At 61.4% G+C, this 13,533-nt stretch carries 12 protein-coding genes; 1 reads left to right on the top strand and 11 read right to left on the bottom strand.

The features are described from left to right. Positions 1 to 66: 66 nt before the first annotated feature. The 5 genes from BCHO_RS06105 to rfbB form a co-directional block, all read right to left on the bottom strand. The gene (locus BCHO_RS06105) at positions 67 to 540 is read right to left on the bottom strand and encodes a hypothetical protein (protein WP_024541141.1); all 474 of its coding nucleotides are present in this window, start codon (positions 538 to 540) and stop codon (positions 67 to 69) included. 211 nt (positions 541 to 751) lie between these two features. Beyond that, positions 752 to 2,695: a DUF4012 domain-containing protein gene (locus tag BCHO_RS06100; protein WP_051354891.1), complete on the bottom strand. Its 1,944-nt coding sequence runs from the start codon at positions 2,693 to 2,695 to the stop codon at positions 752 to 754. 191 nt (positions 2,696 to 2,886) lie between these two features. Then, positions 2,887 to 3,777, bottom strand: a complete 891-nt coding sequence (gene rfbA / locus BCHO_RS06095; protein WP_024541143.1) for a glucose-1-phosphate thymidylyltransferase RfbA — start codon at positions 3,775 to 3,777, stop codon at positions 2,887 to 2,889. 11 nt (positions 3,778 to 3,788) lie between these two features. After that, the gene (locus BCHO_RS06090; protein ID WP_024541144.1) at positions 3,789 to 5,237 is read right to left on the bottom strand and encodes a sugar nucleotide-binding protein; all 1,449 of its coding nucleotides are present in this window, start codon (positions 5,235 to 5,237) and stop codon (positions 3,789 to 3,791) included. An 87-nt stretch (positions 5,238 to 5,324) separates the two neighbouring features. Next, positions 5,325 to 6,344: a dTDP-glucose 4,6-dehydratase gene (rfbB, locus tag BCHO_RS06085; protein WP_024541145.1), complete on the bottom strand. Its 1,020-nt coding sequence runs from the start codon at positions 6,342 to 6,344 to the stop codon at positions 5,325 to 5,327. A gap of 108 nt (positions 6,345 to 6,452) precedes the next feature. Between rfbB and BCHO_RS06080 the strand changes: the two genes are divergently transcribed. Next, positions 6,453 to 7,421 (top strand): glycosyltransferase family 2 protein, encoded by a 969-nt coding sequence (locus BCHO_RS06080; RefSeq protein ID WP_024541146.1) that lies wholly within the window; start codon positions 6,453 to 6,455, stop codon positions 7,419 to 7,421. Positions 7,422 to 7,423: 2 nt separating this feature from the next. On the opposite strand, the gene BCHO_RS06075 is transcribed toward BCHO_RS06080, so the two are convergent. Genes BCHO_RS06075 through BCHO_RS06050 form a run of 6 tightly spaced genes read right to left on the bottom strand, consistent with a single transcriptional unit; the run spans position 7,424 to position 13,506 of the window. Continuing rightward, a complete protein-coding gene (locus BCHO_RS06075; protein WP_232513826.1) occupies positions 7,424 to 8,914 on the bottom strand; it encodes a flippase in 1,491 nt (496 codons plus the stop codon). A 10-nt stretch (positions 8,915 to 8,924) separates the two neighbouring features. Further along, positions 8,925 to 9,818: a glycosyltransferase gene (locus BCHO_RS06070; protein WP_024541148.1), complete on the bottom strand. Its 894-nt coding sequence runs from the start codon at positions 9,816 to 9,818 to the stop codon at positions 8,925 to 8,927. Further along, positions 9,815 to 10,903 carry a glycosyltransferase family 2 protein gene (locus BCHO_RS06065; protein WP_024541149.1) on the bottom strand — a complete coding sequence of 363 codons (1,089 nt, stop codon included), beginning with the start codon at positions 10,901 to 10,903 and terminating at the stop codon, positions 9,815 to 9,817. The genes BCHO_RS06070 and BCHO_RS06065 overlap by 4 nt, the downstream gene beginning before the upstream one ends. Further along, entirely contained in the window at positions 10,900 to 11,796 is an 897-nt protein-coding gene (locus tag BCHO_RS06060; RefSeq protein WP_024541150.1) for a glycosyltransferase, read from the bottom strand. The genes BCHO_RS06065 and BCHO_RS06060 overlap by 4 nt, the downstream gene beginning before the upstream one ends. A gap of 49 nt (positions 11,797 to 11,845) precedes the next feature. Then, the gene (locus BCHO_RS06055; protein ID WP_024541151.1) at positions 11,846 to 12,610 is read right to left on the bottom strand and encodes a DUF4422 domain-containing protein; all 765 of its coding nucleotides are present in this window, start codon (positions 12,608 to 12,610) and stop codon (positions 11,846 to 11,848) included. Between the two features lie 11 nt (positions 12,611 to 12,621). Continuing rightward, complete coding sequence (locus BCHO_RS06050; protein ID WP_024541152.1) at positions 12,622 to 13,506, bottom strand: glycosyltransferase family 2 protein; 885 nt, start codon at positions 13,504 to 13,506, stop codon at positions 12,622 to 12,624. Positions 13,507 to 13,533: the final 27 nt, after the last annotated feature.

The raw sequence follows: 13,533 nt of genomic DNA, 5'->3' as shown, positions 1-13,533 counted from the left end.
TCCGAACAATATTGAGCCCCCATGGTGCACCATGGGGGCTCAATATTGTATGACGCGCTGAAACAATCAGGCGGCGTGCTTGGGAGCCGACGCGTTCCCGGACGCGTTGTAATCGACGCCCTTTTTGCGGCCGCGCTTCTTCATGACGCCCTGACGGCAATCACGTACGTCGAAGATGACCGTCTTGTCCTCCGGGAACGACGTGCCCTTGAGCTGCGCGAAGGCGACCTCGTCATCGGCGACCTCAGGGAAGTCGAAGAACCGCAGTACGGCGTTGAGCACGACCAGGCTGTTCAGCGTCACCGATGCGGTCTTATGGTTCGGCTTGACGAATTCGATGGCGTTGGCATCCGTCTCCGCGCATTCATGGATGGCGACCTGCTTGGTATGAGGATTCGTCAGAATCTGCACATAGCGGGGAGCTTCCAATTCCTGCACCGTGTTCTTGTTGAAACGCATGTACCGGGGCGTCACCGTGAGCACGGATTTGCCTGCGGTGCTGGCAGGATTGACGGGCTCAAAACCTTGTAAAACCGACATATTCAAACTTCCTTACGTCGAGATTTTGATTACTTGCTCTTAAACTATATAACATATATCGTACTTTTAAAAATCGAAGTGTCGCGCATTGCAGAGCGATCAGCCGCGATAACCACGGATGAATAAGCGAAGGGGCGGAACGAATATTCATTCCACCCCATATCGTCGCCCATTGCGACGCCGTCATCGCACCGTCAGCGCCGCGTCATCGTCACTGCACGCGGCACAGCTTCGTGTAGGTGACGTCCGGCTTCGACGATGTCGTCGGCGTCTCGTCGACGCCGAGCTTCGTCGTCGCGTCCGGCGACACCGTCACGTCGAAGGAATAGGTGACGGTGCTTTCCGGCTGCACCTGCGTCATCGTCGTGTAGATGAGCCTGAAGTTGAGCGAATCGGCGACCGGATCCGCGCCGTTGCCACTGACCTCGAAGTTGCTCATCGTGCCTCCCGCCGGCGGCATGAACATGATCTTCTCGAAGCTCGTGCCGTGGCTGTCGGGGTATTCGGCCCTGACGCCGGTGATGTACGGCGGCAGCGTCTTCGATTCCTCATCGGTCATCGTGTTGCGGATCGTGTATTCCACATGGTACTTCGCCGGGCCCTCCTCACCGCAGTCGAGCTGCGTAATCTTCGTGGAGCGCTTGATGTACCAGCCGATCTTCGACGGGTTGTTCTCAGTGATGTAGATGCCGATCTCCGGTCGCGCCTCGTTGAGCGGCACCGTGGAGGTCATGCCCAGACTCCACAGGATCTGCTGCATCGTCGGGTCGAAGGAATATACGGACAGGTGGCGGTCATGCGCGAGCGTGTGCATCTCGGAGACGAGGCTCGCCATCTTGCCCATCTGCAAATCGCCCATCAGACGCTTGACGCAGGACTTTGCGACGGTGCCGAACATCGCGTCCGTATCCTCGGGCGCATACTCCTTATAGGCGGTGTTCAGCAGGAAGTCGGCGGTGTTCGTGCCGTCGAGCACGGTGCCGTCGGGCAATGTCACGTCGCCGAGCACTTTGACGAGGCCCTGCACCATCAGCGGATCGGCCAGGATGACGCCGTCGAGTTCGGTGTGCTTGCCCATCGCCGTCTGGTCCCAGATGTCCTTGAAGTATTCGGCGACGCGCACGTTATCCGGTGAATTCGCGATGTCTCGAAGATCGTAGTTCAGACGCATCGGACCCTCCTCCTTGTACAGACGGTATTCGTCCTCGGAGAGGTTGCGTGCCGTGATCTTGTATCCGGAGAATTTCGTGTTGCTCGTGAAGTCCCCGATCTCGATCTTGCCGTCGTCGATCGTGACGGTGCCGACCGCACCGATCAGGCCACCGCTGGCGCGCATCTCATCGGGCGTCATCGCCAGGATGGCATAGGTCTGCTTGCCGTCGTAGCCGAGCCATTCGGGCAGCTTCGGCGCGAATTCGTGAACGCCTTCCTGCAGGTATCCATTGGCCTTGTCAAGCATGCCACGGCTGCTGTTGAGCGTGTTCGCAACGATGCCGATGCCCGGTTCGGGGATCTTGTTGAGTTCCTCGGTATAGTGCTGCAGCGACTGCGCGGCCGTGTCGAGCTCCGGCAGCGCCTGCATGATCGGCTCGACGTTGATGCGTCCGTTCTTGTAGATCGACTTGACGTCGATCCGCTGCGCGACGTCGACGAATTTCGGCGCCGTGTCCTGCGCCATGTCGTCGACGACGTCGGTCATCATGCGCACGACGCGCATGCTGCCCTTGATGCCGGGGATCTTCTCGGTGAACGACCACAGGCCGCCGTCCGTGATGTCCCTTGCGGCGCGCGTCTGCCGCTGCACGTCGGCGACGACGCCGTCGAGGTCGTTGAGGCGGTTCTTCTTGACGGCGTCCTTGACGACGGCGATCGCCGCCTCCTCGTGATGCTTGACGAGCAGCGCCTGCGTGCCGACCGTGCCGACGAAGGCGACGATGACCGCGGCGACCGCGATGAGGATCCATCCCCACCAGCGCACGCGCCGGTACCATGCCGGCTTGTCCTGCCCGTCCTCGCCGATGCCGTCGCCAGCGTCCGTCGTAGCCGTCGTGTCCGCAGCAGCGTCGTCCGCCGTATCGACACCGTCGGCGTCCTGCGCCGTCACCTCGTCCGGTGTGGTTTCGATACCATGTTCGTCGTCGTCACGTGTGGGCATAACGATTCCTCTCGGTGATAATCCTCAACATCAAATCAACAAATGCATCGTGATGCCGTCCACGTCCACCGCTGTGTTCGCCGGATCGTCTGACGGACGGCATGGCATACCGGTGCGGCGCGCAAGGGGCGCTCACGCCGGTATGCCATTGTAGCCGCGCATGGCGAACTTGTCCGGGTCAGCGCATCGGCTCAGTCGTCATGGCCGAGCATGATCTTGTCGTCGGCCACGTCGAGCAGATGCTGCCCGTAGGGGCTCTTGCCGTACTTGTGGCCCGCCTCGATGAGCTGCTCCTTCGTGATCCAGCCGTTCTCGTAGGCGATCTCCTCGATGACCGAGATCGGCATGTTCTGCGCGCGCTGGATCGTGCGGACGAACTCGCCCGCTTCGAAGAGGCTGTCCATCGTGCCGGTGTCGAGCCACGCATAGCCACGGCCGAGCGTCTGCACATGCAGGCTGCCGTCGTCGAGGTACATGCGGTTGAGGTCGGTGATCTCCAGTTCGCCGCGCGGCGACGGCTTGACCTGCTTCGCGAAATCGACGACGCGGTCGTCATAGAAGTACAGACCGGTCACCGCATAGTTCGAGGTTGGATGCTCCGGCTTCTCGACGATGCTGACGGCCTTGTGGTCCTTGTCGAATTCGACGACGCCGTAGCGTTCCGGATCGTCCACATAGTAGCCGAAGACGGTCGCGCCGTGCTCGAGCGCGGCCGCGCGGCGCAGCTGGCGGCCCAGACCGTTGCCGTAGAAGATGTTGTCGCCGAGCACGAGCGCGCAAGCGTCGCCCCCGATGAACTCCTCGCCGAGCAGGAAGGCCTGGGCGAGCCCGTCGGGGCTCGGCTGCACCTTGTAGCGCAACGAGACGCCGTACTGGGAGCCGTCGCCGAGCAGCCGTTCGAAGTTCGGCAGGTCCTTCGGCGTCGAGATGATCAGGATGTCGCGGATGCCGGCGAGCATCAACGTGCTCAGCGGATAGAAGATCATCGGCTTGTCGTAGACCGGCAGCAGCTGCTTCGACGTGACCGTCGTCAGCGGGTACAGTCGCGTGCCGGATCCGCCGGCGAGGATGATGCCCTTCATGTCTGGTCCTTTCAGGCCTTCGCCGCGCGCACGTAGTCGTGCAGCGACGTACGCCAGTCGGTCGTCTCGTATCCGGCCGTCTCGATCTTCGCGAGGTCGAGCGCGCTGTTGGTCGGGCGCGGGCTGACCGGCGTCTTCGCGTTCGCGAAGTACTGTGCGGTGCTGATCGGCCGCACATGGTCGCCGTTGCCGTTCGTCTCGGCGAAGACCTCCTTGGCGATCTGCGCCCAGCTGACCGCATCGCCGGAGCCGGTCAGATTGTAGGTGCCGTAGGGCGCGTCCGTGTCGAGCAGGAAGAAGATCGCCTTCGCCATGTCGTCGGTGAAGGTGAGGCGGCCGAGCTGGTCGTCGACGACCGTCACCTCGTCCAATGCGTCGTCGCCGTCGGCGACGCGGTCGGACAATGCCATCATCGTCCTGACGAAGTTATGGCCGTCGCCGATCACCCAGCTCGAGCGCAGGATGTAGTGTTTGTCGGCCGTCGCCACGGCGATGTCGCCGGCAGCCTTCGACTGCCCGTAGACGCCGAGCGGCGCGAAGGGCTCGTCCTCGCGGTGCATCTCGGTCGTGCCGTCGAATACGTAGTCGGAGCTGACGTGGACGAGCGTCAGATGGTGGCGCTGCGCCATCTGCGCGAGCAGCGCCGGGCCTTCGGCGTTCGCCTTCCACGCGGCTGCACGGCCATCGGGCGTCTCGGCCTTGTCGACGGCCGTGTAGGCGCCGGCGTTGATGATCGTGCCGTACAGGCTCCAATCGATCTGTGCGTAGGCCGCCGGATCGGAGAAGTCGAACTCGTCGATGTCGGTGAATTCGAAGCCCTTGAGACCATGCGCCTCGACGTAGGCGCGGATCGCGCGGCCGAGCTGGCCGTTGGCGCCGGTCACCAATGTGCGCTTCGGCTCCATCGGCTTGGCGTCCCGAAGCATCGGATGGTGCAGGTCAGCCGCGCTGCGCTCCGACTCCTCGAGCGGGATCGGCCACTGGATATTCAGCTCCGGGTCGGCGAGGTTGACAAAGGTGTAGGTCTTCTTCATCTCGAGCGACCAGTGCGCGTTGACGAGATAGGTGTAGGCGGTGCCGTCCTCGAGCGCCTGGAAGCTGTTGCCGACGCCGCGGGGCACGAAGATCGCGCGCGAGGGGTCGAGGCGCGTCGTGAAGACCTGGCCGAAGGAATCGCCGGGACGCAGGTCGACCCATGCGCCGAAGATCTCGCCGGTGGCGAGCGAGATGAACTTGTCCCATGGTTCGGCGTGGATGCCGCGCGTCACGCCGCGCTTGGCGTTGAAGCTGATGTTGTTCTGCACCGGCTCGAAGTCCTCGGGCAGGCCGAGCGCCGTCATCTTCGCCTTCTGCCAGTTCTCCTTGAACCAGCCGCGGTTGTCGCCGTGCACCGGCAGATCGAGGACGAGCAGTCCGGGGATGTTCGTCGTCGTGACCTTGAGTTCCTTTTCGAATTCCATCGTGTTCCTTTTACGCTGTTGTTGACGGTTGCCGTATCGACGCGATGATGGGCCCCATCCACGCTGACGGAGCCCATCATCGGCGAATCACTGGCCCTGGGCCTTGTACTTCGCCTCGGTGGCGGCCTTGGCCGGCTCCCACCACTGCGGGTTGTCCACGTACCACTGCACGGTCTGGCGCAGTCCGGATTCGAAGTCGGTGTGCGTCGGGCGCCAGCCGAGCTCGGTCTGCAGCTTCGTCGAGTCAATCGCGTAGCGGCGGTCATGGCCCGGGCGGTCCTTGACCCAGTCGAAGGCGTCCTCCGGCTGGCCCATGACGCGCAGGATGTCCTTGAGCACCGTCAGGTTGTTGCGTTCGCCGTTCGCGCCGATCAGATAGGTCTCGCCGATGCGCCCGGTCGTCAGGATCGTCCACACGGCGCTCGAATGGTCCTCGGTGTGGATCCAGTCGCGCACGTTGAGGCCGTCGCCGTACAGCTTCGGGCGGATGCCCTCGATGATGTTCGTGATCTGACGCGGGATGAACTTCTCGACGTGCTGGTACGGCCCGTAGTTGTTCGAGCAGTTCGAGATCGTCGTGCGCAGGCCGTAGGTGCGGTGCCATGCGCGCACGAGCAGGTCCGAGCTCGCCTTCGTCGACGAATACGGGCTCGACGGATGGTACGGAGTCTCCTCGGTGAACTTCGCCGGATCGTCGAGCGCGAGGTCGCCGTACACCTCGTCGGTGCTCACGTGATGGAAGCGCACGTCGTATTTGCGCGCCGCCTCGAGCAGGCGGAACGTGCCCTCGACGTTCGTCTTGAGGAAGGGCTCCGGGTTCGCGATCGAGTTGTCGTTGTGCGATTCGGCCGCATAGTGCACGATCGCGTCATGACCGGGCACGAGCTCGTCGAGCAGCTGCGCATCGCAGATGTTGCCGTGCACGAACTCCACCTGGTCGCCGAGCAGCGGCTTGATGTTCTCTAGATTGCCGGCGTAGGTCAGCGCGTCGAGCACCGTCACATGGGTCTCGGGATGGTTGTTCACCACGTAGTGCACGAAATTCGACCCGATGAAGCCGCAGCCTCCGGTCACGATGATGTTCTTCGGTTCAAACGCATCAGTCATATCGACCAGCTTAGCAAGCGGGCGCTATCGTGACGTCCGCCGCTATCCCCATACTGTGGTGCCGGAGTATCGTGGGTATCACCACTCACCGGAGGAAAGAACGCATCCATGCAACCTGACATCGAAATTCTCATGGCCACCTACAACGGCGAGGAATACATCGAACAGCAGATCGCGTCCATCCAACAGCAGACCTTGCGCAATTGGACGCTCAGCATTTCCGATGATTGCTCCACCGATGGCACGCTCGACATCATCACACGTCTGGCAGCGCAGGACGCGCGCATCCGCATCGTCTCCCACGATGTGCGCCATGGTTCCCCGCAGGCGAATTTCAATGCGCTGATGGCACAGGCGTCCGGGCGATATGTGTTCCTTGCCGATCAGGACGACCTGTGGCATGCCAACAAGCTGGCGCTGTTCATGCAGCGCATGCATGCCGCCGAAGCGCAGTACGGGTCGGATACGCCGCTGCTTGCCTTCTCCGACCTAGTGGTGGTGGATGCGCACAATGATGTCATCGCACCGTCGTTCCTGCGGTTCATCGGCCGTGATCCTCACCGCGCCCAGCTGAATGAACTGCTTGCGCAGAATCTCGTCACCGGCTGTGCGAGCGCGATGAACTCCACATTGCGTGACGTCCTCCAGTCCATCGTGACGCACGGCGACGGCGACCGCATGATCATGCACGACTGGTGCTACGCGCTTGTCGCCGCGGCATTGGGCCATGTGGTGTATGTGGATCAGGCGACGGTGAATTACCGGCAGCATGGCGACAACGCGATGGGCGCGCACGGCTATTCGGGTCTCAAAACGCTGATGAGCCTTATCGTCCATCGCGCCCCGATCCGTCGGCGCCGCGTGGCGCGCATGCATCGCATGATCGATCAGGCAGCCTATGTTCGCGACGCATTGGCCGCATATGCCCGACCGTCCGGTCTCGAGACGCTCGACGCCTACTGCGCACTGCCGCAGCTGCCGCGGCGCCGACGTGTCCGTACGGTGTTCAGGTACCGGTTCTGGCCGAAGAAGCTCACTGACCGCCTCGTCGAGCTTTCGACGGTACGTGCACTGTAGTCTCAGCGCTTGCGCTTCACCATCGCGGTGAGGAACGATTCCTTCGTCAGCATCAGTATGCCTCCATCGGCACCGCAGAACACGAGCGCCGTGAGGATGATCTGCGCGAACGGATTCCATGTGCGTATCAGGTAATACACGCCTGCGGCGAGCAGGAACGCCACCACCCAGGCGAGCACGATCTTCCCGTAATCGGTGTATCGACGCACTTGTTTCATGAAATCACGCAGGATATAGGTGCGGATGCAGTAGACGGACAGTTCGGTGAGCACCAGTCCGAGCGCCGCGCCGTCGATGCCCCACAACGGGATGAGGATGCATTCGAGCACAATCGCGATGACCAGACCGACCACATTTGTATAGGTGTAGGTTTTTTCCTGGTCGGAGGCGACCATGTACTGCGATTGCATCGATCCGATGGAACCGAGCAGAACCAGCGGCGCGCCGATCCGCAACGCGGCGTTGCCGGGAAGGTAATCGCCGCCGCCAAGGATCATGATCAACGGGTCGGCGCAGATGACCAAGGCGGCAATGATGGCCAATCCGAGCATCAGCAGAAAATTGAAGTTCTTCGCCATTAGCCTGGTCGTATGGTCATGTCCTTCCTGCGCCTCGTAATACGAAAGCCTTGGAAGCATGACACCAGTGACCGATCCGCCTACACCGGTGCATATATTGCGGATTTTGAATACGAGCTGATACAGGCCCAATGCATAGTTCGAGCTGAAGAAGCCGAGCAGCAGCATGTCGATCTGCCCATACATGCCCGCCGTGATGCTGGAGACACTGAATGCGAACATCGGTTTGAAATGCCGGCGGATACGCATCGGACGGTGCCGGGAGAACGTGACGAAGGAACGCAACCGGAGGATGTTGAGGATGTTCGATCCGGTCGTGCCGAGGACGGTGACCGCCGCATAGGCCGGATAATCGTTGGTCCGATGCACGAATATGAATAGCAGCACAATGCTGGCTATCTTGAACAGGATGTTGCGTACGGTGATGTATTCGTATTGTTCGATGGAACGGTAGAACCATTCCGCACCGCATGCCGAAAGCCATATCGAGGTGCCGACGATGAACATCAGCGGCAGCTCGTCGCGTGTGCGCGGCAACGCGAAGACGAAGGCGATGAACGCGATGTATACGATCGTCGTCGAACAGATCAGAATGACCAGCAGCTCCTGAACGACCGCGCTCAACCGTTCGCGGTCGTCCCTGAGCTTCGCGCATTCCCTCGTGCCGTACATGTTGAATCCCAATAACGCCACCAGCGAGAAGTAGCCGACGAACGTAAACGCCCACGACACGATGCCGTTGTTGTCCGGTCCCAACACGCGGGATACGTATGGCACCGTGATCAACGGGAACAGGAATGTGGACGTGGTCAGGATCGTGTTCATAACCACGTTGAATTTCACGGAACGTATCTTGGGTTGTTTAAGCTGTGTATCCATACGAGCACCGTTGGTATTTGGTATGTTGATGGGCAATCCGTTCGGTTCATCGCGCCGGAACGTAGCGGTCCAGCACGTTCAGCGAGCGCACGTAGTTGCGCAACGTGAAGATCATCCTGCGCCGTTCGTCCTGCGGCAATGAGCGGTCGGTGGAGACGTCCTCGGCATGGCGCACCGTCAGACGCTTGTCGTAGAGCATCGTCAATCCCTGCCGACGGCAACGCATCAACAAGATGTCCTCTTCGAAATACAGGAACGTGCCCGGATCGAAGGGGTGCTCGAAACGCCGGACGAAGACCGGCGTGAACACCAGACATGCACCATGCAGTTTGTATGGCCTTCCCTCGATGGCGTCCGCGGTGCGGTTTACATGTTCGGGAAGCGCTTCGGTGTCCGCATGGGTCAGTTTCGCCTTCAGTCGGGTGAGCGGGCCGAACAGATGCAGATGCAGCAGCAGCAGGATCACACGGAACCGTCTGATCTGCCTGCGCACTTCCGCGCGCGTATCGACCATCGCATAGATCGGGTTGGAGTGCGATCCGTTCCTGCCGGAGACGATGTCCGGGCCGATGACGCCTGCTTGTGGGTGGGCCTGCGCGTCCTGAACGCATACCGTCATGAAATCATCATCTACCACCGTCGCATCGTTGTTCATCGTTACGATGAAGTCGCAGTGCAGCGTATCGCGCGCATAGGCATACCCTACGTTGTTGCCGCGCGCGAATCCGGCGTTCGTCCGGTTGTGCAGCAACGTCACGGCCGGATCGTCGCCGTAGCGTTGCTGCAGCCGCTGGTAGCTGCCGTTCGCGGAGTTGTTGTCCACGACGATGATGTCGGCTCCCGCACAGTGCCGTCTGATGGATTCGATGCATTGCCCGGTCGCGTCGTCGGCAAGATAATGCAGCACAACGAAGCCGAATCGAGGCGTGTCCGTGGTCATGATTGCCCTCCTTGACATTGACGCAGACCGATGGCGCTCGCAGCCGCGGCACGCAGCACGGGATTGCGCATCATCGTGTATTTCAATCGGATCGGCGCACTGAGCACCGATGTATCGATGTCAGTGAGCCGCTGGCGCAGCTGCCGCACACGCTCGTTCGCCGCCGCCACCCGCTTCCCGGACGGCGCCAGCATGATCGCAGCCTTGTATTCCTGGAAATACAGATTGACTTGTTCTTCCTGCCATGCTGCGTAGAGTTGCCGATCCTTATCCAATCCGTATGCATGCATGAGCCGCGCACGCGCGTCGATGGCAGGATGGTAGAGCCCCTGCGCATGGTTGCGGTAGGTGCGCTCCCCCAATCCGCCCACGCGGTAGCGGTATTCGGCCGCGTCGATGTAGACGATGCTGCGCGCCGCGGCGAAAGCCTGCATATTGAAGATGTTGTCCTGCATGCGCGGCAGTTGCGGGTCGAAACGCAGCCGCTGCGCTTTCAGGAACGACCGGCGGTACAGCTTTCCCCATGGCACACCGATCGCCGTGACGAAGCCTTTCGGTTGCGCATACGAACCATCGATCAGCTGGTGGTACAGTGGTCGTTTGTGTTCGGCATCGGAGGCAGTGAAAGGCTGCGGGAAGAAATGCTGCCGTTCCTCGCCGCCCGTGCCGCATGCCACACACGCGCTCATGACGATGTCGGTATCCTCATGTGCGGCCGCCATCAACGTCTCCAGATACCGCGGTCCGACGGTATCATCCGGATCGATGAAGCAGACCCACTCACCTCGCGCGTCGGCGAGACCGTGGTTGCGCGCAGCCGACACGCCCGCGTTGGGCTGTGCGAGCAGCGTGATCCGCGCGTCCCGTTTGGCGTATTCCACGGTCTCTGCGGCCGATCCGTCAGTGGAGCCGTCGTCAACGACGATGATTTCGACATCGTCATAGGTCTGCCGTGCGATTGATTCCAGGCAGTCGCCGATATACGCCTGCTGGTTGTAGACCGGTATGACGACCGACACCGCCGGCGCGGCCGCCTGATCATCCGGATGCGTCGCGACATTGGCGTCGACGTTGCCGTCGGTCATTTGCGATACTCCTCGATATGCATGCGCACGCCATCGCGGATGCCGCGGCAGTATGCGCTGAGTTTGGCGACGCGGTGGCCTTCGAACACCAATGACAGCACCATCAGCATCGGAATCTCCGTCAGTCCTTCCAGACCGGTCCACCGATGGTACTTCTTCCAGAAGATGACGCGGTTGCGCGCCTGATAGTAGCAGCGTATCGGACCGTAGCCGAGTTTGTACAGCGGCTGCCACACGATCTTGTCGCCGGGACCGCGTCGCGGCACCCTGACGAAGGTCTTCTCTGATTTGCCTTTCTCATGGATCAGGCAGGCGCGGTTGTCCTTGACGATCGTGTATCCGTTGAGCAGCAGCCGTTCGTTGAAATCGAAGTCAACATAATCGATGAACAGCGCATCGTCGAAACCACCGACGACGAGCGCCGCCTCAACGTCGTTGAGCGTGCCGGAGGTGATCGCGCCGTGCTTGGCCGCGTGCGTGAGCCGTTCGAGCGGCGGCATCGTCATCGCGCGGTATTCCTCCATCGTCATGCGGTTGCGGTCGAGGATGAAGGGGCTGACCATCGCCACGTCGCCGCTCAGATGCCGTTCGAGTTCGTCGCACATGCCTTCGGTCGGCACGCTGTCCTGATCGAGCATCAGGATATGTGCGTATCCGCCGTCATGCGCGGCCGCGAGCAGCTGGTTGAGCGCGAACGCGATGCCGCGGTTCTCGGTGTCGGCGATCACATGCACATTGTCGAATTCGCCTTCGCACAGCGCACGCACGTCCTGCGCGTTCGCGGAGCCGTTGTCGTAGACGAACACCTGCCGCACCTGCGGCGCGGTGGCGCGCAGATTCGCCCGCAACCGTTCGATCTCGGGGTTGAAGGCGACGATTCCAGCACAACGCATCAGCGTGGTTCCTCGATTCTGTGAAGACTGTTTGGGCCGCTCGCGGACATCAGATCCTGTGCAGATACATGAGCGATTTGACGCGCGACCTCAGATTCGCCTTCCATGCCGTTTCGTCCGGCATGTACACCGGGTAGCGTTTGACGTTCAGCTGCTGGGCGTCCACCCAGACGTTGAGCAGACGTTCGGCGAGGAAGCCGTACAGACGCCTGTTGTAGGCGTCGTATCCGGAGACGTCGAGCATCGCTCGTGCCTCGTCGAGAATGCCGAACAGCCATGTCATGTAGGCGTCGAAGCGCGGTGCGGACATGACGAACATGTTGTAGCAGCTCAGGTCGTGCCTGCGCATCAGCGCGTCGAAGGCCGGCACGAACTGGGGCGTGCGGCGGTTGACGATCGCGCGGACTGTCTTGAGGTCGTCGATGTTGTGGAACTGCGCGAACTGCGTGCCGATCGTCTTCGTCAGCACCCACGGCTCGGGCAGTATGATGTCATACCGCTGCAGATCCTGCGAGAGCACCGATGCGGGGACGATCCGTGTCTTGTGGTGGTCGGTGTAAAAGTAGCGGCGGTAATGCACGAATCCGACGTTGTCGTCGCCCAGATTCGCGTTCTTCCACACCCAATACTGCGCCGTCAGTTCGCAGAACTCGGGATTAAGCGCGGAGATGTTGTCGCCCGTGTCGTCGCGCACCGCGATCGACGCAGTGTTGTTTGCGGCGCCGGCCAGGATCGGCGTGTAACCTTCCAGGTTCGGGGCGTCGAAGTCCTTGTGGGAGACAATGTACATCTGGGTGGGTTTCAGCTCCTGCATCGGTCGTCCCCTCATGCGCGACGCGCCGCGCGTTTGGCGTCGATCTTGCCTTTGCGGTTGCCGACATAGCGGAACACGCAATCGATGAAGAACGAGCCCATGTCGATGATCCTGCCTTGGGCGAGCAGTCCCTTCATCGTATGGCCCACCATCGCGAAGCCTTCGCCGGTGATCGGCGCCGAGCCGAGGATGTCGCGGTGCTTCTCCATCTCCACGCCCTGCAGATAGTTGCGCTTGTACTGCTGCCGCCATGTGAAATTGTGCGAATGGATGACCGCCGCCTGTGCCTCGTAGACGACATGCCACCCGGCATGCAGCAGGCGCGCCGCGATGAACATGTCCTCGTTCGTCAGCACCGGGTTCTCGAAGCCGCCTACCTCAAGATACGCGGTGCGCCGGTAGGCGGCGCAGACGTCGGAAGCACGGAACGCGTTGATGCCCAGACGCCGCACATCCTGCGGCGTAATGGTGAAGGAACTTGGCCCATAGGTGAATTCCCTGACGAGCGTCTCCGCCGGGCGCGCATCGGCGCGTGGTATCTGACGGCCGTAGACGAGCGCGACACGCTCCTGCTTGAACGGCGCGAGCACGGCATCGATGTATTGGTCGCTTTCGGGAAGCGCGTCCTGCGTAAGGAACAGCACAAAATCGCCGCTGCTTTCGCGTAGGGCCATGTCCCTCGTGCCCCCGTGGTTGAAATCCTTGCGGTCGATGACGATGAGACGCACTTCGGGATGACGGCGCACGAGGTCACGCGTGTCGTCGTCGGAGGAGGAGTCCACGACGATGATTTCGTCGGGCACCCTGCGCTGATGCTCCAAGCTGGTCAGCAGATCGTCAATCATCGTTCCCGCATTCAGCGTGGGGATGATGACTGAAACATTCGTCTGAGGCATCCTGGATTCCTTTCGGGAGCACCTATC

It is taken from the genome of Bifidobacterium choerinum (genome assembly GCF_000741135.1).
In the GTDB taxonomy this organism is placed as follows: Bacteria; Actinomycetota; Actinomycetes; order Actinomycetales; family Bifidobacteriaceae; genus Bifidobacterium; species Bifidobacterium choerinum.
This window is presented reverse-complemented; position numbering and strand designations above follow the sequence as displayed.

What these genes read in the sequence shown, in the direction of transcription:
- BCHO_RS06105 (WP_024541141.1), bottom strand. Translation starts at nt 540, where the DNA reads ATGTCGGTTTTACAAGGTTTTGAGCCCGTCAATCCTGCCAGCACCGCA.
- BCHO_RS06100 (WP_051354891.1), bottom strand. Translation starts at nt 2,695, where the DNA reads ATGCCCACACGTGACGACGACGAACATGGTATCGAAACCACACCGGAC.
- rfbA (WP_024541143.1), bottom strand. Translation starts at nt 3,777, where the DNA reads ATGAAGGGCATCATCCTCGCCGGCGGATCCGGCACGCGACTGTACCCG.
- BCHO_RS06090 (WP_024541144.1), bottom strand. Translation starts at nt 5,237, where the DNA reads ATGGAATTCGAAAAGGAACTCAAGGTCACGACGACGAACATCCCCGGA.
- rfbB (WP_024541145.1), bottom strand. Translation starts at nt 6,344, where the DNA reads ATGACTGATGCGTTTGAACCGAAGAACATCATCGTGACCGGAGGCTGC.
- BCHO_RS06080 (WP_024541146.1), top strand. Translation starts at nt 6,453, where the DNA reads ATGCAACCTGACATCGAAATTCTCATGGCCACCTACAACGGCGAGGAA.
- BCHO_RS06070 (WP_024541148.1), bottom strand. Translation starts at nt 9,818, where the DNA reads ATGACCACGGACACGCCTCGATTCGGCTTCGTTGTGCTGCATTATCTT.
- BCHO_RS06065 (WP_024541149.1), bottom strand. Translation starts at nt 10,903, where the DNA reads ATGACCGACGGCAACGTCGACGCCAATGTCGCGACGCATCCGGATGAT.
- BCHO_RS06060 (WP_024541150.1), bottom strand. Translation starts at nt 11,796, where the DNA reads ATGCGTTGTGCTGGAATCGTCGCCTTCAACCCCGAGATCGAACGGTTG.
- BCHO_RS06055 (WP_024541151.1), bottom strand. Translation starts at nt 12,610, where the DNA reads ATGCAGGAGCTGAAACCCACCCAGATGTACATTGTCTCCCACAAGGAC.
- BCHO_RS06050 (WP_024541152.1), bottom strand. Translation starts at nt 13,506, where the DNA reads ATGCCTCAGACGAATGTTTCAGTCATCATCCCCACGCTGAATGCGGGA.